Genomic DNA, 26,699 nt, shown 5'->3' with positions numbered 1-26,699 from the left:
TTTCATGACGGCACCGATTGAGCTTTATTACTGGCCCACCCCCAACGGCTGGAAGATCAGCATCATGCTCGAGGAACTCGGCGTTCCCTACGAGGTCAAGTATATCAATATCGGCAAGGGGGAGCAGTTCACGTCGGAATTCCTGAAGATCGCCCCGAACAACCGTATGCCGGCAATTGTCGATCCGGATGGCCCCGGCGGCGAACCGATCTCGGTGTTTGAGTCCGGCGCCATCCTCCAATATCTCGGTCGCAAGTTCGGGAAGTTCTATTCGACGGACGAGCGCACACGCGTCCAGATCGAGGAATGGCTCTTTTGGCAGGTGGGTGGCTTGGGCCCCATGGCTGGACAGGCGCATCACTTCCGCGGTTATGCACCGGAGAAGATCGAATACGGCATCAACCGCTATACCAATGAAGTGAACCGCTTATACGGCGTGATGAACAAGCTGTTGGCAGAGCGCGAATATCTCGCCGGGGACTACTCGATTGCCGACATGGCTTGCATCGGCTGGGTCGTTCCATACGAGAAGCAGGGACAGGACCTCAACGAGTTTCCCAACCTCAAGCGCTGGTTCGAGACGATGATGGCGCGCCCGGCCGTGGTCCGTGGCACGGCAATCGGCAAGGAAGAGCGCGAACGCAGCAATCTTGCCGATGACAAGGAAGCGCAGAAGATCCTTTTCAAGCAGCGCGCCCGCTGACAATTGACGCAGAAAAGCGCCCGGCTTTCCGGGCGCTTCCTTTTGGAAAGCCGTTTCTTACAGGCGTGTCCAGGTCTGCGATTTGCAGAGCACGTTGAGGACGCAGCCTTTCATCTTCAGTGAATTTCCGAAAATATTGCCGGATCCGCTATAGGTTTTGTCGTTGGCTGGATCGGTGATCTGGCCGGTATAGGTAACACCGCTTCCTGCGAGAATGCCGATCTTCTTGCCGGCATACTTGCCGGATTTCAGCACGATGCAGTAGCTGCCGCCGCAAGATGCAATCTGGGCCGTATCGCCCGCAGCTGTCTTCCAGTTGCCGACGATCGGTTCGTCAGCAGAAGCTGCCCCGGCGGCAAACATCAATGCGCCAGAGAGAATAAGTGTTCGGATCATTCGTTCCTCCCTAATGTCCAGGCGCGAAAATATATGACGCGAACGTAAACGTAAATGTGTTTTTCACTGCTTCAGGCGAGCGTTTTTGCAGACCGACAGCGGCGAAATCTTCCGTTCTGGGCATTTGATGCTGATTTCGTGGTGAACGGAAGGTTGATTTTCAGATCTGAATATTCCGTAAAATTGTGTCGAAAATCCTTAATCCGCAAGGGATCCGATGTTTAACAAAAATCCAATTTTACCAAGCGTTTGCACTTTGTTTGTCTCAAATTAATCATGCATTTTAGGCGTTTTTTGAAAGCGCATCGGCATAGTGGATCCATCAAACGAGCGGGGCAAACCCGCCGAACCGAAGGGTACTTAGAACCGCGATAGACGGCAGGTCTCCGGAGGTAAAACAGGGCAAGTCGATAACAGGCAAAACAGGGATAAACCGATGGCACGTTTTGAAATGCACAATGCTGAAATGGCCACCATGGGTGGCGAGAACAACGCCGACATCTTCTGCGAAATGGGTCTGATATATGCGACCGGCCGCGGCTGCGCTGTCGATCTGGTCGCCGCTCACAAGTGGCTGAACATCGCGGCGATCAAAGGCAACGACCGTGCCGCCGAGCTTCGGGCCGACGTTGCCGCAAGCATGAACAAGATGCAGATCGTGGAAGCGCTGCGCGCCGCCCGCGAATGGATGACGATCCACTGAGAACCGTTTGCCCACAAAGGCGCGGGCAAGATCGATAACAACCTCAAAAGGGGGCTGGCGCGGTGCTCGGACGGGCCAATGCCAGGACATCAACCGCGACCGGCAGGAACAAGGCCGGCGCGGTTCCTTGCGTTTAACCCAATGTTTTGAGTACCTGCGGCAGGGCATCCTCGAGAAGCGCCATGTCAGCTTCCGGTCCAACGCTGACGCGGATGCAGCGGTTGAGCGGGGCAACGCCGGGCATGCGAATGAAGACGCCGTGCTGCATCAGGCCATCGACAATGGCGCGGGCATAGGTGCCGTCACGTCCGGCGTCGATCGCAACGAAATTCGTTGCCGAGACAAGCGGAACGAGGTTGTTGGCCTTGGCGATGGCGGCGATCCGGTCGCGCGCGCCGTGGATGCTGGCCACGACTTCGGCGAGATAGGCTTGGTCCTTGAGTGCCGCCAGTGCAGCGACCGTGGCCAGCCGATTCATGCCGAAATGATTGCGGATCTTGTCGAATGCGCGCGCCGTACCTGAAGTCGAGATAACATAGCCGACCCTGGCGCCGGCCAGGCCATAGGCTTTCGAGAAGGTGCGCGTGCGCACAACGTTCGGCAAGTCGATCAGCGCGCTGATGGGGGGCAGCGATCCCGCCGGGCCGGTTTCGCTGTAGGCCTCGTCGAGAATGAGCATCGTGGTTTCCGGTAGCGCACGGGCAAAGGCGACGATACTGTCGGCATCCCACCAGCTTCCCATCGGATTGTCCGGATTGGCGAAATAGACCAGCGGCGCGTTCTCGCGTTTGACGGCTGCCAGGAGGCCGTCGAGATCTTCACGATCGCTGGCATAGGGCACGGTCACGAGCCGCCCGCCGAAGCCGGCAACGTGGAAATTGAACGTTGGATAGCCACCGAGCGATGTCACGACAGGTGCGCCCGGCTCGATGACGAGCCGTACGATCTGGCCGAGCAGTTCGTCGATGCCCCCGCCTATCGCGATCGACTCGATTCCGACACCGAGATGGTTGGCAAGGGCCTCCCGGAGCTCGTAGTTTTCAGGATCGTTGTACTTCCATATCTCGCCAGCCTGGTCGCGCATGGCTGCGAGTACGGATGGGGCAGGGCCAAAGCCATTCTCGTTGGCCCCGATACGCGCCTTGACCGGAAGGCCGCGCTGACGCTCGATCGCTTCTGGGCCGACGAACGGAACGGTGGAGGGAAGGGCGCTAGCAAGCGGCGTGAAGCGCGAGAAGGCGGACATGCTGGGGCAATTTCCTGGATGCTGTGAAAAGTCGGACCGACAATAGGCCCTGCTGCCGCCAAGGCAAGAAACATTATTCCCCGGTATTCGCGATCTACATCCGCACGATTCCGCGGGCTTCGATCGCTTCCATGTTGCCAATCATGAAGTCGGCGCGCAAAACGCGGCGCAGCACGTCGGGCTCGATCGTATTGATGAAGCGGACGCCGATACGTTCGTTGTTGCGATAGGTTTCCGCACAACCGATCCGATAGGCAAGGCCGAGAATGTTAAGGTAGTAGTGCTTTGGCAGGCCCGCGGTGGATGACACGACAAACGTAGCGCCACCCTGCGAGATATCGACGATCTCCGCACTCCGGACGGAGATGCCGGTAAGACAGGGCCGAACCGCAACGATCCGGGCAGGGCGCCTTACGTTGAATTTTTCCCAGCGCGTCTCGTAAACCGCGGATTTCACGGTTGCAAGGTGTGTGGCACGAAGCATCGACATTCCGCGTTTCCCTGAACCAAGGTAATCCCGGTCCTCTTCAATTGAAGCCTCACACGAATGCCTTGCACAATTGTGAACGAGGAAAATACAATTTTAGCGATGCGGCCATTTCCGCCCGCTCGGCCAGCTGGGGCGAACATCTTCTCGCGTCGAGTAGCGAATGGATCGCCGGACCGTAGTTGTCGCGAAATGTCATCGAACTCTTTGTCGATTTGCACGTTTGCCTCATTGTCGGCGGCGCACAGCGCTTCAAAATTGCAGAGCGAGGAAATCACAATGGTTGATGTCAGAGTTCCGTCGAAGTCGTGGGTCGTCGTTTGCGATGGTGCCAAGGCATTGATCCTGCGGAACGCAGGCGATGCGGAATTGATGAACCTCAAGGTTGAAGAAACCCTGAGTCAGCCCAACGAACCGGACCGCGAAATAGGCGCAGACAAACCGGGTCGAACGCACGCGGCCGATGGGCAGAGTGCCAGTGCCGTTGAGCAGACGGACTGGCACGAGCAGGCCGAGGCAGAGTTCCTGAAGCTGGTAGCCGCAAAGATGGAGGTGCTGGTGCGTGAAAAAAACGCGCGTCGCATCATTTTGGTTGCGCCGCCAAAGGCGCTCGGTACGCTGCGAGCCAACCTATCGGCCGATGTTCAGGCTGCAGTTTCGGCTGAGGTGCCGAAGGATTACATCAATCTGCCAGTCGACCAAATAGAGCGGCACCTCGCTTCTTGACGCCACATCCTACGGCCCCGGCGCACCGCCGGCAGGGAAGCGGCGGTTTTGCAGACAAGATGCATGAGCAATGACATCGAGGCTAAGATTCGAAATTCAGCCTCAAGACGTGATGCAGGAATTCCGGGTTGATCAGCATGTTGAAGCTGATCGTCACGAGGTCGCCCTCGCGCTTGACCACCGTCGAGCCGATCTCGTCGTGGATGCCGAGGATTTCGAGGAAGAAGTGGTTCGGGACCTCGAGGCTCGGATTGACCTCCAGCACCGCGCCGGCAAGCGTGATCGTGCGGATCAGACAGCGGACCTGCGTTCCCGTGCTGAGGTGATGCCCAACGAAGATGATCTTTCCGGGGCGGTCGAGCGAAAACTCCCGGTAAGCCTGCTCGGGCTGCTCTGTGTCGAGGTGCATCTGAAAGGCCATGGTAGCCTCCGCTTGTTGTACGCTTCGAGATTAGCGCAAGATTGCTGACAACTTCTGAATGATCTCCCTACAATCCGAAGCTTATGCCTGTCTGGAGATCAAAATGGCTCGTTATTAGACAGGGATGGGCCTCCGTGGCATCGCTTGACAGTTCGCCGCCGTTCAAGCATATCGAACTTGGCTCGAGGCGCCTGCCGCTCGCGGACGACAAGTCCATGGTGAAGTCTCGATAGGATCAGTCACAGCCAATCTGGTGCATGCTGACTGCAGGCAATGCGAGCTCCCTTGTACAGGTCGAAATGGCATGCCTTCCGAAAGGCTGAATCCGTGACCACCGCATATCCGACAATCGAAGAATTGAAATCGCAAGCCAAGCGCCTCCGCCAGGCCATGGAAGCGCGCGGCACCGCGATCTCTCATGGTGCCGCGCTGGAACTCATTGCCCAGCAGCATGGCGTGCGTGATTGGAACACGCTCTCCGCACTCGCCACCCGGCCGAACGAGGAACCGATCGCCGCCATCTCCGTGGGCTCCCTGGTGCGCGGCCGCTATTTGAACCAGCCGTTCACCGGCAAGGTGCTGGCGCTTGCCGGTCAACCCGGCGGCGGGCTCCACAAGATCACCATCCACTTCGACGAACCGGTGGATGTGGTGACCTTCGAGAGCTTCTCCGCCTTCCGGCAGCGCATCAACGCGCAGGTCGACAGCAATGGCGTATCTCCGCGCAAGACCTCGAACGGCGTCCCACATCTCGTGCTTGAGATTTAAGGGGCCACCTAGTGTGCGCAGTGTTGGCGGCAGTTGATGGAGGATTGGACCATCAACACGCTGCCGCGCTGTCAGGCTATTTGCCGATCGTGATTTCGCCTACGCCTTCAGCAGCCATTCGTGCTCTGGCTGGTTGTGAAACTTCCATACCCGCTTCGGGCCGGCCATGACGTTGAGATAGTAGAGATCATAGCCGTGGACGGTGGCGCACGGGTGGTAACCCTTCGGCACCAGCGTCACGTCGCCATTCTCCACCGCCATCGCCTCATCGAGCGACCGATCATCGGTATAGACGCGTTGGAAGGCGAAGCCCTGCGGCGGGTTCATGCGGTGGTAATAGGTCTCCTCCAGCAGGCTCTCGTTCGGCAGATTGTCCTGATCATGCTTGTGAGAAGGGTAGGAGGATGTATTGCCGTTCGGCGTGATGACCTCGACAACCAGCAGCGAATGAGCGGAGTTGTCGTCCTCGGGCATGATGTTGGTCACGAGGCGAACATTCGAGCCCTTGCCGCGCTGGAATTGCGGGTGCACGCCGGGCGGGATGAGCTTCGCCTTGTAATCGCCGCCGCCAGGCGCCGAGCAGACGGCAAGTTCGAGATCGGTTTCCGCCGTCACCGACCAGCTTGTACCCGCCGGAACATAGAGCGAGTGCGGCGCACCCTCGAATGGGCTCATGCGCCCGCCGACCGAACCGAAATCCTCTCCAGCGGCGGTCGCCTTGCCTTTGCCGGCCACCCAGACGAGGCAGACTTCACGGTCGCTTGCGGCGCCGGAGACGGTCTCACCCGGCTTCAGCCGATGCATGTCGAAGCCGACATAAGTCCAGCCGGCGGTGTCGGGCGTGACGTGGGTGACGCGACCGCTGTCACCCTTGGGCTTTACGAGAAGGTTCGGCATGAACGTTTGTCCTTCATTCCACATCAATGCGCTTCAACGGGCGTGTTATCCCTTCGGAAATCCTTCGGTTTCCACCGTGTAGCCAGCGGCCGTCATCACCCGCATCAGTTCGGCGTGACCGATCTCCGCCATCTTCTGCGGCGGCGCCTTGCGCGGATCCTGTTCTGCCTCGACGACGAACCATCCCTCATACCCGTAACCGGCGAACCGCTTGACAATGGCGCCGAAATCAAGCGAGCCATCGCCGGGTACCGTGAAGGCGCCGAGCGCTACCGCATCGAGGAATGACTGCTTGCTGCGGTCGAGCCCGTCGACAACGGCTTTGCGGATGTCCTTGACGTGGACGTGGTTGATGCGGGCGTGGTGGTTATCGATGGCGCGCAAGACGTCGCCGCCGGCGAAAGCCAGGTGCCCGGCGTCGAGCAGAAGGGGAATGCCTTCGCCCGAATTGCGCATGAAGGCATCGAGCTCCGGCTGGGTCTCGACGACGGCCGCCATGTGGTGGTGATAGGAAAGCGGCATGCCCTGCTCGGCGCACCATTCGCCAAACTGCGTGACCTTGCGGGCATAAGCCTTCATCTCGTCGTCGGAGAGGCGCGGCTTGGTGGCAAGCGGCTTGGAGCGGTCCCCCTGAATTGAACGGCCAACCTCGCCATAGACGATGCAAGGCGCGTTGACGGCTTTGAACAGCTCGATCATCGGCGCAATGCGCTCCTTGTTGGCGGAAAGGTCCTCGTCGACAAGCGTGCCGGAGAACCAGCCGCCGCAGAGCGTCACGTCGGCGGCGCGCAGGATCGGCAGCATCTCGGCCGGATTGTTCGGAAAGCGGCGGCCCTGTTCCATGCCGGTGAAGCCGGCGCTGCGCGACTGGCGCAGGCATTCTTCCAGGGATACGTCGTCGCTGAGCTCAGGAAGATCGTCGTTCCACCAGGCGATCGGCGACATGCCAAGTTTGGCCTTCATCAATAGTCTCCTCAAAGGCATTGCTGGAAGAGCGGGACCGCTCTTCCGAAAATTAAAACAGCCGGTTAGGCGATACGCTGGTCGGCGCGCGCCTTGACGTAAGCCGCATGCGCCTTGTTGACCTGTTCACGCGGGCTGACTTCAGGGACAGCAACGTCCCACCAATAGCCCCCAGCTTCCGTCGTGATCAGCGGATCAGTGTCGATGACGAAAACCGACGTACGGTCGTTCTTCTTTGCGTCCGCGATCGCCTTCTCGAGCTCGGCGATCGATGCGACTTTCACCGCGACGGCGCCCATACTCTCGGCATGCGCCCGGAAGTCGATCTCGGGCATCACCTCGTAGTGCGCGTCCCTCAGCAGGTTGTTGAAGTTCGCGCCACCGGTCGCCATCTGCAGCCGGTTGATGCAGCCGTAGCCACGGTTGTCGAGCACGACGATGTTGAGCTTCAGGCCGAGCATGACCGACGTCGCGAGCTCGGAATTCAGCATCATGTAGGAGCCGTCGCCGACGAGGACGAAGACTTCCTTCTCGGGCTGCGCCATCTTGGCGCCAAGGCCGCCGGCGATCTCGTAGCCCATGCAGGAGAAGCCGTATTCCATGTGGTAGCTGCCGGGTGCCGTCGCCGGCCAGAGCTTATGCATCTCGCCCGGCAGACCGCCGGCGGCGCAAAGGCCGATTGCCTTATCGAGGTCGATCGTGCGCGTAACGGCGCCGATCACCTGGGCGTCGGAGGGCAGGGCGGCATTGGTGCTCGCCATCGCCTTGGCGGCCGCCTCCACCCAGACCTTCTTTTCCCGTTCGGCCTTTTCCGCCAGCACGGTCGGTGCTTTCCAGCCGGTAAGCCCGCTCGAGACTGCCTTCAGACCTTCGCGCGCATCGGCCACCAATGTCTGGCCGTCGTGCTTTGCGGCATCGTAGGCGGCAATGTTCACGCCGAGAATTTTCAGCTTCTCGTTCTGAAACAGTGCCCAGGAGCCGGTCGTGAAATCCTGGCAGCGAGTGCCGACAGCGATGATCAGATCTGTTTCCGTTGCAATCGCATTGGCCGCCGATGTCCCTGTGACACCGACCGAGCCAAGCGCCAGCGGGTGCCGCTCGTCGATCGCCGACTTTCCGGCCTGCGTGACCACGACGGGGATCCGGTGTTCCTCCGCAAATGCCGTCAGTTGCTTGGTTGCTTGGGAGTAAAGCACGCCACCGCCCGCGATGATGACCGGCTTTTCGGATTTCTTGATGAGAGCGATAGCGTTCGCCAACTCATCGGCATCCGGACGCGGACGGCGCATGGTCCAGACGCGCTCCTGGAAGAAGCTTTCGGGATAATCGAAGGCTTCCGCCTGCACGTCCTGGCACAGCGACAGCGTAACTGGGCCGCAATCGAGCGGATCAGTCAGCACCTGCATGGCACGCTTCAGCGCCGAGATGATCTGCTCGGGGCGCGTGATGCGATCGAAATAGCGGGAGACCGGGCGGAAAGCGTCGTTGGCTGAAACGGTGCCGTCGCCAAAATCCTCGATCTGCTGCAGCACCGGATCCGGTGCACGGTTGGCAAAGACGTCGCCCGGCAGGAAGAGAACCGGAATGCGGTTGACGTGGGCGACACCGGCGGCCGTCACCATGTTGAGTGCACCGGGGCCGATCGAGGTCGTGCAGGCCATGAAGCGTTGGCGGAAATTCGCCTTGGCATAGGCAATCGCCGCATGGGCCATGCCCTGTTCGTTATGGGCGCGATAGGTCGGCAATTCGCCACGCACTTGGTACAGGGCCTCGCCGATGCCGGCGACGTTGCCGTGCCCGAAGATCGCCCAGACGCCGCCGAAGATCGGCACCTTCTTCCCGTCGACTACTGTCATCTGCTTCTTGAGAAAATGCGCAACGGCCTGCGCCATCGTCAATCGTACAGTCTTGCCCATGGGGCACCTCCCAAATGCTCTAATTAATGTAGGCCGCGGGTTTTCAACCAGGCCTCGGTCAATTGGCGGAAGCGTCCGGCCATATCTGCGATCGCTTCTTCATCATTCAACTTGCCGGAAAGCCAGCCGCGGGCTGCCTCGGCAAAAATCGTGCGGCCGACGGCGAATCCCTTCACGGAAGGAGCTGCCAGCGTCGCCTCGAAGCCTTTCACCAGCTCGTTGGCCGGCGCTTCAAGGCCGAGCAACACGATGCCACGGCACCAGGGATCGTTCTTGGCGATCACAGCATCGATTTTCTTCCAGGCGGCCGTCGAAGCTTGAGGCTCGAGCTTCCACCAATCCGGTTTGATGCCGAGCGCATAGAGTTCTTCCAGCGCCGTCGAGATCGTATCATCGGTCAGCGGTCCGTTCTTGCTTGCGATGATTTCGACGAGCAATTCGCGGCCAACCTTGCGGGCGGCTTCAAAGAGCGTCCGCAGCTTTTCCTGCTGTTCGGTCTTCAGGGCTGCCGGATCGTCCGGATGGTAGAAGCACAGGCACTTGATGCAATGATCGAGAGGCCATTCCGCAAGCTGCGAGCCGATGTCCTGGCTGAACTCGAAGCGAAGCGGTTTGGAACCCGGCAATTCCACCGGGCGACCGATCCATGCGAAGTTCTTGGTTGCCGCATCGAAGAAGGCGTCGCGTCCGAAGCGCTCGTCGATCAGCATGCCGTAACCGTTGCGGCCATCCGCGACACGGGCGGCGGCTTCTACCGCAAGGCGCTTGAAGGCGACGATCTTCTTGTAATCCACGCCGAGTTCGTCGCAGACGCTGGTGAGCTGCGACCGGTGGTCGATGGCAAGCGCCATGAGAAGCGGAATGTCGCCCTTGCGCGTCGAGGCCCAGTGAATGTGATTGATCGCTTCGTCCTTGCGCAGCGCGCGATGCTTGCTGCCGTGCTTCAGAAAGTAGTCGAGCTCCGCCCAGGTCGGATATTCCGGCGAGCAGAGCAGGCGGGAGACGGCGAAGGCGCCGCAGGCGTTGGCCCAGGTGGCGCAGGTCTTCAGCGGCTCGTTCTTCAGCCAGCCGCGCAGCAGGCCTGACATGAAGGCGTCGCCGGCGCCGAGCACGTTGAACACCTCGATGGGGAAGCCTTCGCCGACGATGCCGTCTTCCAGATTGTCGCTGATCGGACCGTCATAGACGATGCAACCCATCGCACCGCGCTTGAGAACGATCGTTGCCGGCGACAGGCGGCGAATTTCCTTGAGTGCGCCAAGGACGTCGTCGGCGCCTGACGCAATCAGGATTTCCTCTTCCGTTCCGACAATCAGGTCGCAGTCTGGAAGCGTTTCCTTCATCTTGGAGGAGACATGGTCCGACTTCACATAGCGCTCAAAGCCCTCGGCATGGCCTGCGAGGCCCCAGAGATTCGGCCGATAATCGATGTCGAAGATTACCTTTCGGCCATTGGCCTTGGCGATGCGGATGGCCTTGCGCTGTGCGGCTTCCGTGTTCGGCCGGGAAAAATGCGTGCCCGACACCAGCACGGCGCGCGACGACTTGATGAAGCTATCGTCGATATCACCTTCATCGAGCGCCATGTCGGCACAGTCCGCGCGATAGAAGATCATCGGCGATACGCCTTCGGCTTCGACGGCGAGGAGCACCAGCGCCGTCAGGCGCTCCTTGTCGGTCTTGATGCCTTTCGTCTCGACCCCTTCGCGCGCAGATTGCTCAATGATGAACCGGCCCATCTGTTCGTCGCCGACGCGGGTGATCAGGCCCGACTTGAGCCCGAGACGGGCTGTCCCGATGGCGATGTTCGCAGGGCAACCGCCGACAGACTTGGCAAAAGAACCGATATCCTCAAGGCGCGAGCCGATCTGTTGCCCATAGAGGTCGACCGAGGAACGCCCGATCGTGATCACGTCAAGCGACGGTTCTGGCTGCGAGCCCGGGTTCGGTTGTGCCATGATGTCCTCCCGCTAGATTTTTGGCTACGGCTTGACGCCTGCTGATTGCGAGCAATGAAACATCGGTTCCGTATTTTTGTCAATTCGGAATGTTTGTTCCATTTTTCATTTAGTCGATTTTGCGTGGGCTCGCTTGCGCCGCCGCTCGGCGATCGCCACCGGAATTGCCATTGTCAGGGCCATCGAAGCGGAAAGCGAGCGGAAGCCGGCAAAGTCTGCCTCCGCCACCTCGAACCAGCAGGTGGCGCGGGCGGCGAGGGGCGAAAAGGCCGAATCGGTGATGGCAACGACAGGCACGCCACGATCCGCCAACGCTTCCGCCTGGCTGAGGCTGTCGGCGGCATAGGGAGAGAAGCTCGCTGCGATTGCTGCATCCTTCCCCGTCGCGAACTGCACCATTTCCGGATCGACGCCATTTGGCGATGCGACGATCTGGTGCCGAATGTTCAGCTTCGAGAAGGCGTAGGTCATATGCGCCGTCAGCGGATAGGAGCGTCGCTTGGCGATCAGGTAAATCGTCTCGGCAGCCGCGAGGATATCGACTGCCTTGGTAAAGGTATCCGTCTGGACGGTAGCCGCCAGCCTGTTGACCGATTGGCTCGCAGCCGAAATGAAACCGGAAAGCAGGTTGGCGTCCTCGTCCTCGCCGCTTGCCTGCTCCAGCGTCACCAGTCGCTCTTCATATGTCAGCGTTCGGTCACGCAGGCGTTCGCGAAAGATGCTCTGCAGGTCCGAAAAGCCCTCGTAGCCAAGATGATGGGCCAGACGCACCAGGGTCGACGGTTGCACGTCGGATGCCGCAGCGATGCTTGCCGTCGTGCCGAAGGCGATTTCGTCCGGGTTGCCGAGTGCGAAAGCTGCGACCTGCGCAAGCCGCTTCGGCATGTTTGCTTTCCGTTCGATGATGATGCTGCGCAGGCTCTCGAAGTCGCGAGGAACCCTGGCGGGCGTTTTGCTGTCACTGTCCATGCGCGCTGTCCATTGAACGAAATAAACATTCCATATTTATGAGCATAGATGATTTTCATTCGGGAGCCCAATTGTTTTTATTGTATTGAAATCCAAGTGTTTTGAACAGTTTTAGGCCTCGCGGCGGCAAAAGTACGCGAGAAAGGCCGCTTGTCAAAATGATCTAAATATTCCAAAAATCCGCCCGACATCTGGAGGAGATACAATGAAAGCACTGGGAATCGGCCTGATCGGCACTGGCTATATGGGCAAGTGCCACGCACTCGCATGGAATGCGGTCAAGACCGTATTCGGCGACGTCGAACGCCCGCGCCTGGTCCATCTGGCCGAAGCCAATGCCGAGCTTGCCGAGAAGCGCGCCTCCGAGTTCGGCATCGAAAAGGCAACCGCCGATTGGCGCAGGCTGATCGCCGATCCCGAAGTTGATGTCGTTTCCGTCACCACGCCGAACCAGTTCCACGCCGAGATGGCGATTGCAGCGCTCGAAGCGGGGAAGCACGTCTGGTGCGAAAAGCCGATGGCACCGGCTTATGCCGATGCCGAACGCATGCTGAAGACGGCAAAGGCCTCGGGCAAGATCGCCGTTCTCGGCTACAATTATATCCAGAACCCCGTCATGCGGCATATCAAGGCACTGATCGAGGAGGGGGCGATCGGTGCGGTCAATCACATCCGCGTCGAGATGGACGAGGACTTCATGGCCGATCCCGATGTCTTCTTCTATTGGAAGAGCGAGCTTTCCGCCGGCTACGGCGCGCTTGATGATTTCGCCGTGCACCCGCTGTCGCTGCTCTGGTATCTGTTCGGTCACGTTGAGGCTGTCATCACCGACATGGTAAAGCCCTACGCCAGCCGGCCGTTGAAGGAAGGCGGTCGCCGCGATGTCGAGAATCACGATGCGGCCAATGTCCTGATGCGACTTGGCGGTGGGATCTCTGCGGTGCTGATGGCAAACCGCGCCGCTTGGGGGCGGAAAGGGCGAATCGCGCTGCAGATCTTCGGCTCGAATGGCGCCATTACTTACGATCAAGAGCGCATGAACGAATTAGAACTCTATCAGGCCGAAGGGCGCGGCTCGGAGCAGGGCTTCCGCAAGATACTCGCCGGCCCGGCGCATCTGCCCTACGATCGCTTCATCCCGGCGCCTGGCCACGGGCTCGGCTTCAACGATCTGAAAATCATCGAATGCCGCGAACTGATCCGCGCAATTTCCGGTGAGCCGTCGTCGATCGTGACATTCGAAGACGGTCTTAGGATAGAGAAGTCCGTTCACGCCATGGCACAGTCATTCCACGAGCGCCGCTGGATCGAGATCGATTGAGGTCTGTCCGCTTCCGGTTGACGGCGCTGGAGGCAGGGGATACCCCTTTCCTGGAACGCGCGGCTGCATGCTGGGAGTGAAAACGTGACGGACAGACTGGTGATCATCGGCGCGGGGCAGGCGGGCTTTGCATTGGCCGCGAAACTGCGTGCGCTCAAGGATATGCGCCCAATCACCATCATCGGTGCGGAAGACGCGCTGCCCTACCAGCGGCCGCCACTCACGAAGAAGTACCTGCTTGGCGAGATGACCTTCGATCGACTGCTGTTCCGGCCGGAACACTGGTACCCCGACAACAATGTCGAGATCAGGCTTTCCACGTGGGCGGAGCAGATCGTGCGTGACAAGAAGCAGGTCCTGCTACAGGACGGTTCAGCGCTCGACTACGGCACGCTGGCGTTGACGACCGGCTCCACGCCGCGCGCACTGCCTGCGTCGATCGGCGGGGATCTCGAGGGCGTTTATGTGGCGCGTGACAAACGTGACGCTGATCTGCTTGCCGATGAAATGCGGCCCGGTCGCCGGGTCCTCATTATTGGTGGTGGCTATATCGGACTTGAGGCAGCTGCTGTCGCCCGTCACCGCGGTCTCGAGGTTACCGTGATCGAGATGGCTGACCGAATCCTGCAGCGCGTCGCTGCCAGGGAGACGGCCGACATCATGCGGGTGATTCATGAGACACATGACGTTGTCATCCGGGAGAAGACCGGGCTCAAGCATCTTGTCGGCCATGAAGGCAGGGTTGTCGCTGCCGAACTCTCCGACGGATCCACGATCGAGGTCGATTTCGTCATTGTCGGCATCGGCGTCGTCCCGAACGATCAACTCGCCAAGGAGGCGGGTCTCGAGGTCGCCAACGGAATCATCGTGGATGAATTCGCCCGCACGTCCGATCCGTCGATTTTTGCCGCGGGTGACTGTGCGGCCCTGCCGTGGCAAGGCGGACGCATCCGTCTCGAATCGGTGCAGAACGCCGTCGACCAGGCAGAAGCCGTCGCCGCCATCATCGCCGGCGGCAACGAAGCATACGATCCCAAGCCTTGGTTCTGGTCGGATCAGTATGACGTGAAGCTGCAGATCGCCGGCTTCAACATGGGCTATGACGATACAGTCCTGCGTCCAGGCTCGCGCGACGGCGCCCACTCGATCTGGTATTTCAAGAATGGGGCGTTCATCGCCGTGGATGCCATCAATGACGCCAGGGCCTACGTCAGCGGCAAGAAGATGCTGGAATCCGGGATCAATCCCGATAGGGCGATCATTGCGGACGCATCTACCGATCTCAAGCAACTGCTGAGCTGAGGCCGGCGGCCTCGGCATCAGGTGAAAAAGCCGAAAAAGCGCTTGCGTCACCTGTCGAATGACTCTATCAGGCTCCCACCGGAGAGGTGGCCGAGTGGTCGAAGGCGCTCCCCTGCTAAGGGAGTATACGTCAAAAGCGTATCGAGGGTTCGAATCCCTTCCTCTCCGCCACCATGATCATTGTACGACCCGGACACATAGGTCACAATCGGTACCTAAGACATCGGTGACAACCTCGTGCCGAACGGGTTGTCGATTGTTTGCAATGTCCTCTGTTCGAGGTCGATATATCCGAGATCATAGCGCAGGAAGCTGACGAGCCAAATGCCGTCGTCGACTTCCTTGAGGCCGAGCTTCTGGCCGGCCATGACGGTTGAGATGTTGATCTTCTTGCGATGGATGCACAGACGGCCGCAATTGGTGACGATGGCATCGCGGTCGTGGAAGGGGTAGCTGATCTCGGGCAGCCCTTCATAGGCGCGCGCCGAGGTCTGGTAGACTTCGGCCGGCACCTTCATCGACAGGGCCTCGTGCGGTCTTTCCGTGTTGAATTCGCTGATGAATGCGTCGAAGCGCATCTGCTGCTGCAGGATATTGCGTCCCGGCGGGCGGGTGGCTTCCTTCTTCAGCGTCAGATGCATGCGCTCATGGCGGCCGTTCTCCTGCGGATGGCCGGGGCGGATGCGCTCGAAGACGATGCCGAGCCTCAGCCACCAGACCGACAGCTTCGAGAGATTGTAGAGCCCGTTCGGGCTGGCGAAGGGCAGGCCGTTGTCGGAGCGGATGGCAAGCGGCAATCCGCGTTCGGCAAACACCCGCGCGAAGGCATCGAAGACGCCGCCTTCACGGGTCGTCTCGAAGGCCTCGCAGCACAGGAGATAGCGCGATGCCTGGTCGGTGATCGTCAGGGGGTAACAATATCGGCCGTCGCCCAGCTTGAACTCGCTCTTGAAGTCGGCGCACCACAGATCGTTGGGGCCGCCGACAGCGCCGTGCCCATGGCCTTGTTCGCCCGGTTCCTCTTACGGGCCTGGCTCACAAGGCCGTACCGGTCGAGCACCGCATGCACCGTGCTTCTCGCCGGGATGCGCACGTCGCCGGCCAGACGGCGCACCAGAAGCTCGCGGATCTTGCGCGCCCCCCAGTGCGGCTTCTCCTGTTTGCAACGAACGATCATCGCCTCGACCGGTTCGGGCAACTGGTTGGCATAGCGCACCGGCCGCCGGGACCGGTCCGTCAGGGCCTCCAGCCCGTCCTCCTTGCAGCGATTGAAGATCTTGTAGCCGGTCTTGCGCGAGATCCCGAACGACCGACACACCTCGCTCATACCTTCGCCCTCCAGCAAACGGGCGACAAATCGAAGACGCTCATCCATGACCGAAGTCTCTCTCCACGGCAACCACACCTCCCGACCAAAATCGAAAAATGTAACCCATGTCTCCGGTACGTTCTGTCACCTATCTCTCAGGTTGGGCACATGGCACAATCTGTTTCGACGAATGACCGCTCTTCAAGTGCGTCGTGTTTCGGCGCGCTGTCCACGACCTCCGCGTTTGGCGTCCCGAATCTCGCGTCAGCAGAATCGAACCGAGAATCATCCTTCGTCAGCGAAACTGATTCTGCTGCGATTGAACATGAGGCCGAGGGCAGGCGCCCACACGCTGTCTCTCTCATCTCCTGCAAAAGACGCGAATCCGGCGGGAAACTGGTTCCAATGTGGCACAATCCACAGCCGCACACCCCAGCTCAGCGGCGGCAAACTCCCGCAAAATCAGGGGTTTCTTAATAAAGTATAAAGAAACGAGAGGGGCGGATGCCGCATTTGTGACCTTTCAGCAACAGCGTATGCGGAAGGCTGTCGCAAACACCCCAAACGGGCAAGTTGGTGATTGCGTGACAGTCCCGGTCTTGTATTTTCAACCTCGGAAGCAAGGGCGGTTGATCGTCCGACTTCTTGAAACATGGGGATGGGGCAGGGAACGCTGCTCTAACGGCGAAAAACCCAGACCCGATCGAAACTTTGAATTGGAGGTCAATATGAACATCAAGAGCCTTCTTCTCGGCTCCGCTGCTGCTCTCGCAGTAGTTTCCGGTGCTCAGGCTGCTGACGCTATCGTTGCTGCTGAGCCGGAACCGGTTGAATACGTCCGCGTCTGCGACGCTTACGGCACCGGCTACTTCTACATCCCGGGCACGGAAACCTGCCTGAAGATCGAAGGTTACATCCGTTTCCAGGTTGATGTTGGTCCGGACCAGGTCAACAAGGGTGCCAGCGGTTTCATCGGTGGCACGTCTGACTGGGATGCGACCACCCGCGGTCAGGTTCAGTTCACGGCCAAGAGCGACACCGAATACGGCCCGCTCACCGGCGTGATCGTCCTGCAGCACAATGGCGACTCCGCTGCTTACCAGAACGCGGTCCTCGACTCGGCTTACATCGACATCGCTGGCTTCCGCGCCGGTCTGTTCTACAGCTGGTGGGACGATGGCCTCTCGGGTGAAACCGACGTTCTCGCAAGCCACGAAACGCTGCACAACTCCCTCCGTTATCAGTATGAGTCTGGCGACTTCTATGCTGGTATCTCGGTCGACGAGCTGGAAGACGGTGCCTTCAAGGATGGCGAACAGCCGAACAACGTTGGCGTTGCCCTCGGCCTCGGCGGCAAGGCTGGCGCGTTCACCTACCAGGTTATCGGTGGCTATGACACCGACAACGAAGAAGGTGCGATCCGCGCTATGGGTACGGTTGCCGTTGGTCCGGGCACGCTCGGCCTCGCAGCTGTCTGGGCATCTGGCACGAACTCCTACTACGACGAATCCGAATGGACGATCGCAGCTGAGTACGCCATCCAGGCCACCGACAAGCTGAAGATCACCCCCGGCGCTCAGTACTTCTTCAACTACATGGAAGACGAAGCCTCCAACGACTTCTCCAACGACGACGCTTGGAAGGTTGGTCTGACGGTTGACTACCAGATCGTAGAAAACTTCTACGCCAAGGCTTCGGTTCAGTACCTCGATGGCGACAACATCGACGACGTCACGACCGGCTACTTCCGCCTGCAGCGTGCATTCTAATCTGATCTGACTTCGGTCAATCAGGAGAGCCCGGCTTTCGAGCCGGGCTTTTTTTGTTGTGTTGGGCGATGCAGCAAGGGCGAGTGGCTTGGAGAGCGTTCACGCCTCCGCTATGAACCGCCTGATACGCTGGAGCAGTGGCTGCACATGCAGCAGCGGTGCGTGTCCCTGGCCGTATGCCTCCAGAATCACGATTGTTGGGCACCGCGCGCGCATCTTCGCAAGCGTCTTGTCGGAGATCAGATCGGAGTTCTCGCCCTTGACGACCATGAGAGGCATCGTCGCGAGCCTGTCGTAATAGTGCCAGAGATCAGGCAGCGGCTGATCGAAGTCGATCATCTGTAATTGAGCGGCAATGGCGGGATCGAAGTCCGCGATCGGGTTCCCGTCGATATCCCGATAGATCGCCGCAGCCATCTCCTGCCAGTCGCGCTCGTCAAGGGCGGTGAAGGAGGGGCCATGGCAGGCCTTGAGAAATGCGACTGCTTCCGGCCAGTTGCGCGGCGGCGCGGCAGAATTGAGATAGTCGCGGATGCGCTTGAGGCCGCTGGGTTCAATCTTCGGTCCGATGTCGTTGAGAATGGCGGCGGCGATCAGATCCGGCCTCATCTCAGCCAGCAGATGAAGAATCAGCCCGCCCCGCGAGGTGCCGATGAAGATGGCGCGTTCAATGGCGAAATGCCGGCAGGCCGAAATGACATCCCGCGTCTCGACGCCGGGATTGTAGTTCGCCTTGTTGGCGTCCCAATCGGACAGGCCTCGCCCGCGATAGTCGAGCGTGATGACGCGTCTCGGAATCGCTCGATCGGTCGACAGGAGCAGCGCCAGTTGGTGGAAGTCACGCGAGTTCCTCGTCAATCCCGGCAAACAGATGATCGGCAGCCGGTCGGCGATGTCAGGGCCACCGTAGTCTCGCGCATGGAGCCTGAGCCCGTCATCGCTCTGATAGGTTGTCGCGCGAAAACCATCGTCTCTTGCTTCATCCACGCTTCGTCGTCCCCCGTTGCATGGGAACAGATTAGCGAGACCGGCAATAGACGCAAATGGTGATCAGGAGGAGCGGCCGCCCGTCAGGTCGCGAACGATGTCGCTCGGCTGACCCAGCCGTGCCTTGTAGACTTCGTAGTTTTCCATCACCCGCTGAACATAGTTGCGCGTCTCGGGGAAGGGGATGCGCTCAATCCAGTCGACGATGGCGTCGATCGATTGGCCGCGCGGGTCGCCATAGCGGCCGATCCATTCGGGCACCCGCTTGGGACCGGCATTATAGGCAATGAAGGTCATGATGTAGGAGCCGCCAAAGGCGTCGATCTGTTCGCCGAGATAATGCGCCCCAAGGGTCGCGTTATAGCCGGCGTCGGCGGTCAGTCGTTCCTTCGAATAGGCGATGTTGTGACGCTTGGCGACGGCCTTTGCCGTGCCCGGCAATATCTGCAGCAATCCGCGAGCATCGGCTGCCGAAACGGCCGCGGGATTGAAGGCGCTCTCTTGCCGGGCAATCGCGTAGGCGAGGGCCTTCCCGGAGCCGGAGATGTTGGCGTTCGTCGGAATGACGCCGAGTGGGAAGGCCAGCGCCGCGACATCCACGCCGTGGGAGTAAGCAATCTTACCGATCTGCAGCGACAGATGGTGGTCGCCGGACCGTTCGGCCTGCGCGCTCAGAACCGCAAGTTCTCCAGGGCTTTGCAGTTGCTCGGCGAGCGCGAGGTAGAGGCTATTGGCCCGCCAGCCATGCCCGGCCGCGTCGAGACGGGCGATGGCCTGCACGGCCTCACGCGCCAGATAGCGCTGGCGATCCGCAGCAGTCGGAGACGGGTACGCCACGTTCAGTGTCTTGCGGCCGAGCTTGTCGCTGGCGAGCTGCCCATAGAAGGTGGTCGGATAGCTTGCGGCCTTGGCGTAAAATTCCGAGGCCTTGCCAGGCCCACCCGCCTCGGCAGATCGACCCATCCAGTACCAGGCGCGCGATACGGATATCGGCCCATTGGAGAAATCGAGAATCTTCCGGAAATGGGCCTGTGCCGCCGCAGGATCCTGCAGCCCGCGCAGCGCGTACCAGCCTGCGTGGAATTCGGCCTCGACGATGTCGGTCGGCGTCGTCGCAGCATAATTGGCAACGATTCCGTAGGCCGCCTTGAATTCCCCTTGATCGACGAGGCCGCGGCTCACGATCCGCTGCTCGTTCCACCACTCGCCGGCATTGACCAGTTCATCCCGATTGCGCGGGGCCTGCCGCAGCAACTTGGCGGCTTCCGTATACTTGTCCTGTTTTCGCAGATGTTCGATGCGCGCAAAGAGGTAACCGGCATCGCCTTTCCACTGGCCATCGACCGCGGCAAGAAGCGCCCCGGCGTTGGGTGCCTTGCTCATCACAGCGGCCCATGCCTTGTAGAGGGATTGGGCCTGACCCATGTCGCCAAAGCGCTTGGCCTGCTCAGTGCGATTGCGGTACATCAGGTAGTCCATTCGCGCCTTGTGATCAGCCGAGGTCAGCAAGCCGGAGAACTCAGCCAAAATCTTGTCTTCGGTCGGTTTGTCCAGCATCTCGCCGCGCCAGACCTTGCGAATGGTCTTCGCCGCCTGGCTCTGTTTACCCGTCGCGACAAGCGCACGCGAAAGGATCATCGCGCCCGGCGTGGTCTCCGGCACGGTCTGGCCGAAGGCCGCCAAGACAGCGGTCGGGTTAGGGTTTTCATCGTAAAGTGCCCGCTCCGAATAAGCCCGCAGCTTTGCGAGCCCGGGCCATCCCTGCAACTCCTGCGCCGCAGCCGCGATCTCTGTCGAGGGAATGCCCTTCTGCCCCGAGACCGCAATCGCCCAGGTCAGGATATGCCGGTCAAGCGTCCCACGTCCCATGCCGTCGCGAATGGATAGCGCTTGCAGGGGATTGTTGTCGGAAAGCGCGTCCAGGCCGGATTTCAAATCACTGTTAACGGGTGCAATTGCCTGGCCGCGCGGAATTGAGCCGGTAACGATCGATTCCGGTATTGTCGTCTGGGGGACGAAACCAATCGGCTTCACGTCCGGAACGGGCGCGCCCTCATTCGGAAGCGACGACGCGGCGCTGCTCCACGCGGCGACTGTAAAGCCGAGGGCGGACACGATCAGGACTGCTCTCTTCATGGGACACTCACAACGAAAACACGCCCGACCATTTGGCGGGAGCCATCTTAACGAAAGCTTACTAACGTCAGTAAACTTCGTTCACATTTGCTATCGGAATTTGCCCTAAACCGATCCATGCGTGCTTGTCGCGGCGATTTCACCGCACTATGGTGCCCCACCAATATTCAAGGAATGCGGCCGAAGCGTGGATTTGGCCATGAGGAGTTCTGCATGTTCCAGGGATCCATTCCCGCTCTCGTCACTCCCTTCACCGATGCCGGCCAAGTGGATGAAACTTCGTTCGCGAACCACGTCGACTGGCAGATCAAGGAAGGCAGCAGCGGTCTCGTTCCGGTTGGGACGACCGGCGAATCTCCGACGCTGTCGCATGCCGAGCATAAGCGGGTTGTGGAACTCTGCATTGAAGCCGCAGCCAAGCGCGTGCCTGTCATGGCCGGCGCCGGCTCGAACAACACGCGTGAAGCAATCGAACTTGCTCAGCACGCCGAGAGGGCCGGGGCAGATGCGGTCCTCGTGGTCACGCCCTATTACAACAAGCCCACCCAGAAGGGGCTGGTCGCGCATTTCTCCGCGATCGCCGAGGCAGTGAAGCTGCCGATTTACATCTACAACATCCCGGGTCGCTCCGCTATCGACATGACGCCGGAGACGATGGGCGCGCTTGCCAAGGCGCACTCGAATATCGTCGGCGTCAAGGATGCGACGGGCAAGATCGAGCGCGTGTCCGAGCAGCGTCTTACCTGCGGCAAGGAATTCAAGCAGTTGTCGGGTGAAGATGCCACGGCACTCGGGTTTAATGCCCACGGTGGCGTCGGGTGCATCTCGGTGACCGCCAACGTGGCGCCGCGCCTTTGCGCCGAGTTCCAGGCTGCGACGCTTGCAGGTGACTATGCGAAGGCGCTGGAATATCAGGACCGCTTGATGCCGCTACACAAGGCCATCTTCATGGAGCCCGGCCTCTGCGGAGCGAAGTATGGCTTGTCGAAGCTTGGGCGGATGAGCCGCAACGTGCGTTCGCCGCTGATTTCGACACTGGAACCTGCGACGGAAGCGGCGATTGACGCAGCCATGCGCCATGCCGGCCTGCTGAACTGAGGCAAGCCATTCGGCCCGCCTTCACAGGCGGTCGATGTTCCCCTACATAGGGGAGAAGAGAGAAGGGCGCGGTCGTCGCGCCCCTAAGCATTTGGAATGTGTCATGGCCCCCAAAGGCAGCGAGCGCGTGGTCAAGAAGATCGTGGCGGAAAACCGCAAGGCGCGCTTCAACTACGAGATCATCGATACCTACGAAGCTGGACTCGTGCTCAAGGGCACCGAGGTCAAGTCGTTGCGCGAGGGCAAGGCCAATATCGCAGAATCCTATGCCTCGGATGAGGATGGTGAGATCTGGCTGATCAATTCCTATCTGCCTGAATATCTGCAGGCGAACCGTTTCAATCATGAGCCGCGCCGCCGCCGCAAGCTCCTGCTTTCCGGCCGCGAGATCAACCGTCTGCGAGCGGGGATCAATCGCGAAGGCATGACCCTGATACCGCTGAAGATCTATTTCAACGATCGCGGCCGCGCCAAAATGGAACTGGCGCTCGCCAAGGGCAAGAAGCTGCACGACAAGCGCGAATCCGAGAAGGAACGCGATTGGAACCGGCAGAAGAGCCGTCTTCTCAAGGATAACGGCTAGTCAAAGGCATAGCCGGCGGTGAATTGCTGGCTTCAAGCTTCCAGATCGGTTGGCGTTGCCGTTTCGGTTGGCCGCGGTGGTCGCTCTGAAGGATCACGCCCGATTTCGCTCTTCAGCGATAGAAGGTCGATGAAGTGATCTGCCTGGCGACGCAGATCGTCGGCAATCATTGGAGGTTGTGTTGCCATCGTTGAGATGACCGAGACCTTTCGGCCCCGCCGCTGCAGCGCCTCGACGAGCGTCGTGAAATCTCCGTCGCCGGAGAAGATGACGAGATGATCGACGGTTTCCGACTGCTCCATGGCATCGATCGCAAGCTCGATATCCATGTTGCCCTTGATCTTGCGGCGACCCATCGAATCCGTGAATTCCTTTGCCGGCTTCGTCACGACCTTGTAGCCATTGTAATCCAGCCAGTCGATCAGCGGGCGAATGGAGGAGTATTCCTGGTCCTCGATGAGGGCCGTATAGTAGTAGGCGCGCAGGAGATAGCCACGTTTCTGGAACGCCTTCAACAGCTTGCGGTAGTCGATATCGAAACCCAAACTTTTGGACGCAGCGTAGAGATTGGCGCCATCGATAAAAAGAGCAATTTTTTCGCGTGGATCAAACATCCCGTACCAATCCAATGTGAGAAATCGTCGTGCTTCCGTCAAAAACCCAACAAAACAATGAGTTATGAGGCCGCCTGGAACAAATCGTACTTTATGAACTTTTCATATAAGAAAGATTTAGGGCACGATTCGTGATATTCCAAGCAACTTCTGGTCGAAATCCGCTTTCGTTCCAAAATTCGTCACATTCGCCCGCAGAGGCGTCGTGCAATGAAAACTTGAATTTGCCCGGTTTTAATTGTATCGGGCGTGTTAATCCCGAGATCACGACGTAAAGGACAGGCAATGGCCCGTGTCACCGTAGAAGACTGCATTGATAAAGTTGAGAACCGCTTCGAGCTGGTTCTGCTTGCCAGCCACCGTGCCCGGTTGATTTCCCAGGGCGCCTCGATCACGATCGATCGCGACAACGACAAGAACCCGGTCGTGGCGTTGCGCGAGATCGCGGACGAGATGCTGTCGCCGGACGATCTCAAGGAAGACCTGATCCACTCGCTGCAGAAGCATGTCGAAATCGACGAGCCCGAGCCCGATCCGGCGAGCCTCATCGCAGCCGGCGGCGTCGCTGCGGCCGACAGCGAAGAGCAGGAAGACCTGCCGGAAACGATCACCTTCGACCAGATGTCGGAAGAGGAGCTTTTGGCTGGCATCGAAGGCCTGGTGCCACCGGAAAAGAGCGACGATTACTAATCGTCAACCTTGCACGATTATAGCTTCGGCATATTATCGCATATCATGTGCGCCAATCCGTGATTGGCGCGCTTTTCGTTTGTAATGGAGTGGTTTCGGGATGATGCGGCAGTACGAGCTCGTGGAGCGGGTTCAGAAATATAAGCCCGACGCCAACGAAGCCCTGCTGAACAAAGCCTATGTCTATGCAATGCAAAAGCATGGGCAACAGAAGCGTGCCAGCGGCGATCCCTATATCTCGCATCCGCTGGAAGTCGCCGCCATTCTGACGGACATGCATCTCGATGAGTCGACGATCGCCGTCGCGCTGCTTCACGACACCATTGAGGACACGACGGCCACCCGCGCCGAAATCGATGAGCTCTTTGGCGAGGATATTGGTCGGCTGGTCGAAGGGCTGACGAAGATCAAGAAGCTCGACCTCGTCACCAAGAAGGCGAAACAGGCAGAAAACCTGCGCAAGCTGCTGCTTGCCATCTCCGACGACGTACGCGTGCTGCTCGTCAAGCTGGCAGATCGCCTGCACAACATGCGCACCCTCGACCACATGTCGCCGGAAAAGCGCGCGCGCATTTCCGAGGAGACGATGGACATCTATGCGCCGCTGGCCGGGCGCATGGGTATGCAGGACATGCGCGAGGAGCTGGAAGACCTTTCCTTCCGCCACATCAACCCCGAAGCCTATGAGACCGTAACCAGGCGGCTCGAGGAGCTTTCCAAGCGCAACGAGGGTCTGGTCAAGAAGATCGAGACCGAATTGGGCGATCTGCTGGTTACGAACGGGCTGACGGGCGCCATCGTCAAGGGACGCCAGAAAAAGCCTTACTCCGTGTTCCGCAAGATGCAGTCGAAGTCGCTGTCCTTCGAACAGCTCTCTGACGTCTACGGTTTCCGTATCATCGTTGAAGATATCTCGGCCTGCTATAGGGCTCTCGGCATCGTCCACACCCGCTGGCGCGTCGTTCCCGGGCGCTTCAAGGACTATATCTCGACGCCGAAGCAGAACGACTACCGTTCGCTGCACACGACGATCGTCGGCCCATCCAGGCAGCGTATCGAGCTGCAGATCCGCACCAAGCGCATGCACGAGATCGCGGAATTCGGTATTGCCGCCCATACGCTCTACAAGGACGGGGCTTCGACGTCCGACAACGATATCCTCTCGCGCGAGTCCAACGCCTACTCATGGCTGCGGCACACGATCGAGGCGCTGGCGGAAGGGGACAGTCCTGAAGAATTCCTGGAGCACACGAAGCTTGAGTTGTTCCAGGATCAGGTCTTCTGCTTCACGCCGAAGGGCAAGCTGATCGCGCTGCCACGGGGTGCGACGCCGATCGACTTTGCCTATGCCGTTCACACCAATATCGGCGACACGACCGTGGGCGCCAAGATCAACGGGCGCATCATGCCTCTCGTAACACGACTGGCGAATGGCGACGAGGTCGAGATCATTCGCTCCGGCGTGCAGGTGCCGCCTGCTGCCTGGGAAGAGATCGTGGTAACGGGCAAGGCGCGTGCGGCGATCCGCCGGGCCACCCGACTTGCAATCCGCAAACAATATGCCGGTCTCGGCCATCGCATCCTGGAGCGCACCTTCGAGCGAGCCGGCAAGATCTTCTCCCGTGAAGCGATGAAGCCCGCGCTCCATCGCCTTGGCCAGAAGGATGTGGAAGACGCCATCGCTGCGGTCGGTCGCGGTGAAATGTCGTCGCTCGACGTATTGCGCGCCGTCTATCCGGATCATCTCGAAGAACGCGTGACGGCCAAGCCGAGCGGTGACGACGGTTGGTTCAACGTTCGCAGCGCCTCCGGCATGATCTTCAAGATCCCGGGCAAGCCGAAGTCCGGCATCGATGGTGCAGATCTCAGTGCTCTGGAAATGGACACGGTGCCGATCCGCGGCATTTCGAGCAATGTTGATGTGCAGTTTGCGCCGACGGGCGCCGTACCCGGTGACCGCATCGTCGGGATCATGAATACGACGGAAAAAGGCAACGGCATTACGATCTATCCGATCCAGTCACCGACGCTGCAACGTTTCGACGATCAGCCGGACCGCTGGATTGATGTTCGCTGGGATCTCGACGAGGCCAACAAGTCGCGTTTCATGGCGCGCATCATGGTCAATGCGTTGAATGAGCCCGGTACGTTGGCAAAGCTTGCCCAGACCGTTGCCGGCGTCGACGTCAATATTCGGGTGTTCAATACGGTGCGCGTCGCAACCGACTTCACCGAAATGACGCTCGACGTCGAAGTGTGGGACCTTCGGCAGTTGAACCAGCTGCTTGCCCAGCTGAAGGACCTCGAATGCGTCGCGACGGTTCGCCGGCTTTACGAGTAAGTCGGCAACCGCCCCTTGGCATTTGCACATTTTGTGATCGCTTCATGACGGAAAACGCACTGATATAAGGCTAGGTATGCGTCAATTGCATAGCTGTGCCCTTGTTAGAGCGTTGGTAATTGCTGCTGCGAGCGCCTATCTTCCAGTCATCAGGAAACGAACAGAAGATGAGGCAAAGAAATGTTTAAACCGATCAAGAAGATTGCCCGCGCATTGCGCGCTCCGACCGCTGAAGAACGCGAAATGGACTATCTGAACGGCTCGTTTGACCGTATCGATCTTGAATATCGTCAGCGTCAGGTTGACCGCGGTATGTTTCGCACCCGTTAATATCGGTTCTATACTTGAAGAATGAAAGGGGCGTATTGCATATCGCGCCCCTGGTGGTGCTCAGTC

At 59.5% G+C, this 26,699-nt stretch carries 24 protein-coding genes, 1 tRNA gene and 1 pseudogene; 13 read left to right on the top strand and 13 right to left on the bottom strand.

Annotated features, from left to right (window positions below):
* The first annotated feature begins 4 nt into the window (after positions 1–4).
* Entirely contained in the window at positions 5–703 is a 699-nt protein-coding gene (locus IB244_RS10915) for a glutathione S-transferase N-terminal domain-containing protein (protein WP_192304190.1), read from the top strand.
* A 57-nt stretch (positions 704–760) separates the two neighbouring features.
* Here the strand turns inward: IB244_RS10915 and IB244_RS10910 are convergent, their stop codons facing one another.
* A complete protein-coding gene (locus IB244_RS10910) occupies positions 761–1,099 on the bottom strand; it encodes a DUF2147 domain-containing protein (protein WP_018116338.1) in 339 nt (112 codons plus the stop codon).
* Between the two features lie 436 nt (positions 1,100–1,535).
* Between IB244_RS10910 and IB244_RS10905 the strand changes: the two genes are divergently transcribed.
* Complete coding sequence (locus tag IB244_RS10905; RefSeq protein WP_192304188.1) at positions 1,536–1,802, top strand: sel1 repeat family protein; 267 nt, start codon at positions 1,536–1,538, stop codon at positions 1,800–1,802.
* 133 nt (positions 1,803–1,935) lie between these two features.
* Here the strand turns inward: IB244_RS10905 and IB244_RS10900 are convergent, their stop codons facing one another.
* The gene (locus IB244_RS10900; protein WP_192304186.1) at positions 1,936–3,048 is read right to left on the bottom strand and encodes a pyridoxal phosphate-dependent aminotransferase; all 1,113 of its coding nucleotides are present in this window, start codon (positions 3,046–3,048) and stop codon (positions 1,936–1,938) included.
* A 94-nt stretch (positions 3,049–3,142) separates the two neighbouring features.
* Positions 3,143–3,538, bottom strand: coding sequence for a hypothetical protein (locus tag IB244_RS10895; protein ID WP_018116335.1), 396 nt, complete (start codon positions 3,536–3,538; stop codon positions 3,143–3,145).
* A 276-nt stretch (positions 3,539–3,814) separates the two neighbouring features.
* Here IB244_RS10895 and IB244_RS10890 point away from each other — a divergent pair, with 276 nt between their 5' ends.
* Positions 3,815–4,261, top strand: a complete 447-nt coding sequence (locus IB244_RS10890) for a host attachment protein (RefSeq protein WP_018857452.1) — start codon at positions 3,815–3,817, stop codon at positions 4,259–4,261.
* Between the two features lie 82 nt (positions 4,262–4,343).
* Here IB244_RS10890 and IB244_RS10885 read toward each other — a convergent pair whose 3' ends face one another.
* The gene (locus IB244_RS10885) at positions 4,344–4,670 is read right to left on the bottom strand and encodes a hypothetical protein (RefSeq protein ID WP_062374651.1); all 327 of its coding nucleotides are present in this window, start codon (positions 4,668–4,670) and stop codon (positions 4,344–4,346) included.
* A 339-nt stretch (positions 4,671–5,009) separates the two neighbouring features.
* Between IB244_RS10885 and IB244_RS10880 the strand changes: the two genes are divergently transcribed.
* Positions 5,010–5,450: a glyoxalase superfamily protein gene (locus IB244_RS10880; protein WP_112655989.1), complete on the top strand. Its 441-nt coding sequence runs from the start codon at positions 5,010–5,012 to the stop codon at positions 5,448–5,450.
* 99 nt (positions 5,451–5,549) lie between these two features.
* Here IB244_RS10880 and iolB read toward each other — a convergent pair whose 3' ends face one another.
* The 5 genes from iolB to IB244_RS10855 form a co-directional block, all read right to left on the bottom strand.
* The gene (gene iolB / locus IB244_RS10875) at positions 5,550–6,347 is read right to left on the bottom strand and encodes a 5-deoxy-glucuronate isomerase (RefSeq protein ID WP_112666441.1); all 798 of its coding nucleotides are present in this window, start codon (positions 6,345–6,347) and stop codon (positions 5,550–5,552) included.
* Positions 6,348–6,392: 45 nt separating this feature from the next.
* Positions 6,393–7,310, bottom strand: a complete 918-nt coding sequence (gene iolE, locus IB244_RS10870; protein WP_192304184.1) for a myo-inosose-2 dehydratase — start codon at positions 7,308–7,310, stop codon at positions 6,393–6,395.
* Between the two features lie 65 nt (positions 7,311–7,375).
* Entirely contained in the window at positions 7,376–9,226 is a 1,851-nt protein-coding gene (gene iolD, locus IB244_RS10865) for a 3D-(3,5/4)-trihydroxycyclohexane-1,2-dione acylhydrolase (decyclizing) (protein WP_192304182.1), read from the bottom strand.
* A 23-nt stretch (positions 9,227–9,249) separates the two neighbouring features.
* Positions 9,250–11,184 (bottom strand): bifunctional 5-dehydro-2-deoxygluconokinase/5-dehydro-2-deoxyphosphogluconate aldolase, encoded by a 1,935-nt coding sequence (iolC, locus tag IB244_RS10860; RefSeq protein ID WP_192304180.1) that lies wholly within the window; start codon positions 11,182–11,184, stop codon positions 9,250–9,252.
* A gap of 105 nt (positions 11,185–11,289) precedes the next feature.
* A complete protein-coding gene (locus IB244_RS10855; RefSeq protein WP_018857444.1) occupies positions 11,290–12,153 on the bottom strand; it encodes a MurR/RpiR family transcriptional regulator in 864 nt (287 codons plus the stop codon).
* A 205-nt stretch (positions 12,154–12,358) separates the two neighbouring features.
* On the opposite strand from IB244_RS10855, the gene IB244_RS10850 reads away from it, so the two are divergent.
* The 3 genes from IB244_RS10850 to IB244_RS10840 all read left to right on the top strand — a co-directional run bounded on the left by IB244_RS10850 (position 12,359) and on the right by IB244_RS10840 (position 14,947).
* A complete protein-coding gene (locus tag IB244_RS10850) occupies positions 12,359–13,474 on the top strand; it encodes a Gfo/Idh/MocA family protein (protein ID WP_192304178.1) in 1,116 nt (371 codons plus the stop codon).
* A gap of 84 nt (positions 13,475–13,558) precedes the next feature.
* On the top strand, positions 13,559–14,776 hold the full coding sequence (locus tag IB244_RS10845; protein ID WP_192304176.1) for an NAD(P)/FAD-dependent oxidoreductase: 1,218 nt from the start codon (positions 13,559–13,561) through the stop codon (positions 14,774–14,776).
* 80 nt (positions 14,777–14,856) lie between these two features.
* Positions 14,857–14,947, top strand: a tRNA-Ser gene (locus IB244_RS10840).
* Positions 14,948–14,991: 44 nt separating this feature from the next.
* Here IB244_RS10840 and IB244_RS10835 read toward each other — a convergent pair.
* Positions 14,992–16,175: pseudogene (locus IB244_RS10835) on the bottom strand (helix-turn-helix domain-containing protein).
* 638 nt (positions 16,176–16,813) lie between these two features.
* On the opposite strand from IB244_RS10835, the gene IB244_RS10830 reads away from it, so the two are divergent.
* Positions 16,814–17,854: a porin gene (locus IB244_RS10830; protein WP_113470679.1), complete on the top strand. Its 1,041-nt coding sequence runs from the start codon at positions 16,814–16,816 to the stop codon at positions 17,852–17,854.
* 99 nt (positions 17,855–17,953) lie between these two features.
* Here the strand turns inward: IB244_RS10830 and IB244_RS10825 are convergent, their stop codons facing one another.
* Positions 17,954–18,841 (bottom strand): alpha/beta fold hydrolase, encoded by an 888-nt coding sequence (locus IB244_RS10825; RefSeq protein ID WP_113470680.1) that lies wholly within the window; start codon positions 18,839–18,841, stop codon positions 17,954–17,956.
* A 63-nt stretch (positions 18,842–18,904) separates the two neighbouring features.
* The gene (locus tag IB244_RS10820; protein WP_113470681.1) at positions 18,905–20,977 is read right to left on the bottom strand and encodes a lytic transglycosylase domain-containing protein; all 2,073 of its coding nucleotides are present in this window, start codon (positions 20,975–20,977) and stop codon (positions 18,905–18,907) included.
* A 213-nt stretch (positions 20,978–21,190) separates the two neighbouring features.
* Here IB244_RS10820 and dapA point away from each other — a divergent pair, with 213 nt between their 5' ends.
* Both dapA and smpB read left to right on the top strand, forming a co-directional pair.
* The gene (dapA, locus tag IB244_RS10815) at positions 21,191–22,075 is read left to right on the top strand and encodes a 4-hydroxy-tetrahydrodipicolinate synthase (protein WP_113470682.1); all 885 of its coding nucleotides are present in this window, start codon (positions 21,191–21,193) and stop codon (positions 22,073–22,075) included.
* Positions 22,076–22,178: 103 nt separating this feature from the next.
* On the top strand, positions 22,179–22,658 hold the full coding sequence (smpB, locus tag IB244_RS10810; RefSeq protein ID WP_025659866.1) for an SsrA-binding protein SmpB: 480 nt from the start codon (positions 22,179–22,181) through the stop codon (positions 22,656–22,658).
* A gap of 32 nt (positions 22,659–22,690) precedes the next feature.
* Here the strand turns inward: smpB and IB244_RS10805 are convergent, their stop codons facing one another.
* Positions 22,691–23,272, bottom strand: a complete 582-nt coding sequence (locus IB244_RS10805) for an NYN domain-containing protein (RefSeq protein WP_018857436.1) — start codon at positions 23,270–23,272, stop codon at positions 22,691–22,693.
* Between the two features lie 285 nt (positions 23,273–23,557).
* Between IB244_RS10805 and rpoZ the strand changes: the two genes are divergently transcribed.
* The 3 genes from rpoZ to IB244_RS10790 all read left to right on the top strand — a co-directional run bounded on the left by rpoZ (position 23,558) and on the right by IB244_RS10790 (position 26,633).
* Positions 23,558–23,962 (top strand): DNA-directed RNA polymerase subunit omega, encoded by a 405-nt coding sequence (rpoZ, locus tag IB244_RS10800; protein WP_018857435.1) that lies wholly within the window; start codon positions 23,558–23,560, stop codon positions 23,960–23,962.
* A 100-nt stretch (positions 23,963–24,062) separates the two neighbouring features.
* Positions 24,063–26,303 (top strand): RelA/SpoT family protein, encoded by a 2,241-nt coding sequence (locus IB244_RS10795; RefSeq protein ID WP_018857434.1) that lies wholly within the window; start codon positions 24,063–24,065, stop codon positions 26,301–26,303.
* A 180-nt stretch (positions 26,304–26,483) separates the two neighbouring features.
* Complete coding sequence (locus IB244_RS10790; protein WP_018857433.1) at positions 26,484–26,633, top strand: hypothetical protein; 150 nt, start codon at positions 26,484–26,486, stop codon at positions 26,631–26,633.
* The last annotated feature ends 66 nt before the right edge of the window (positions 26,634–26,699 follow it).

The sequence above is a fragment of the Rhizobium sp. RHZ02 genome, assembly GCF_014851575.1.
Lineage (GTDB): Bacteria > Pseudomonadota > Alphaproteobacteria > Rhizobiales > Rhizobiaceae > Rhizobium > Rhizobium altiplani.
This window is presented reverse-complemented; position numbering and strand designations above follow the sequence as displayed.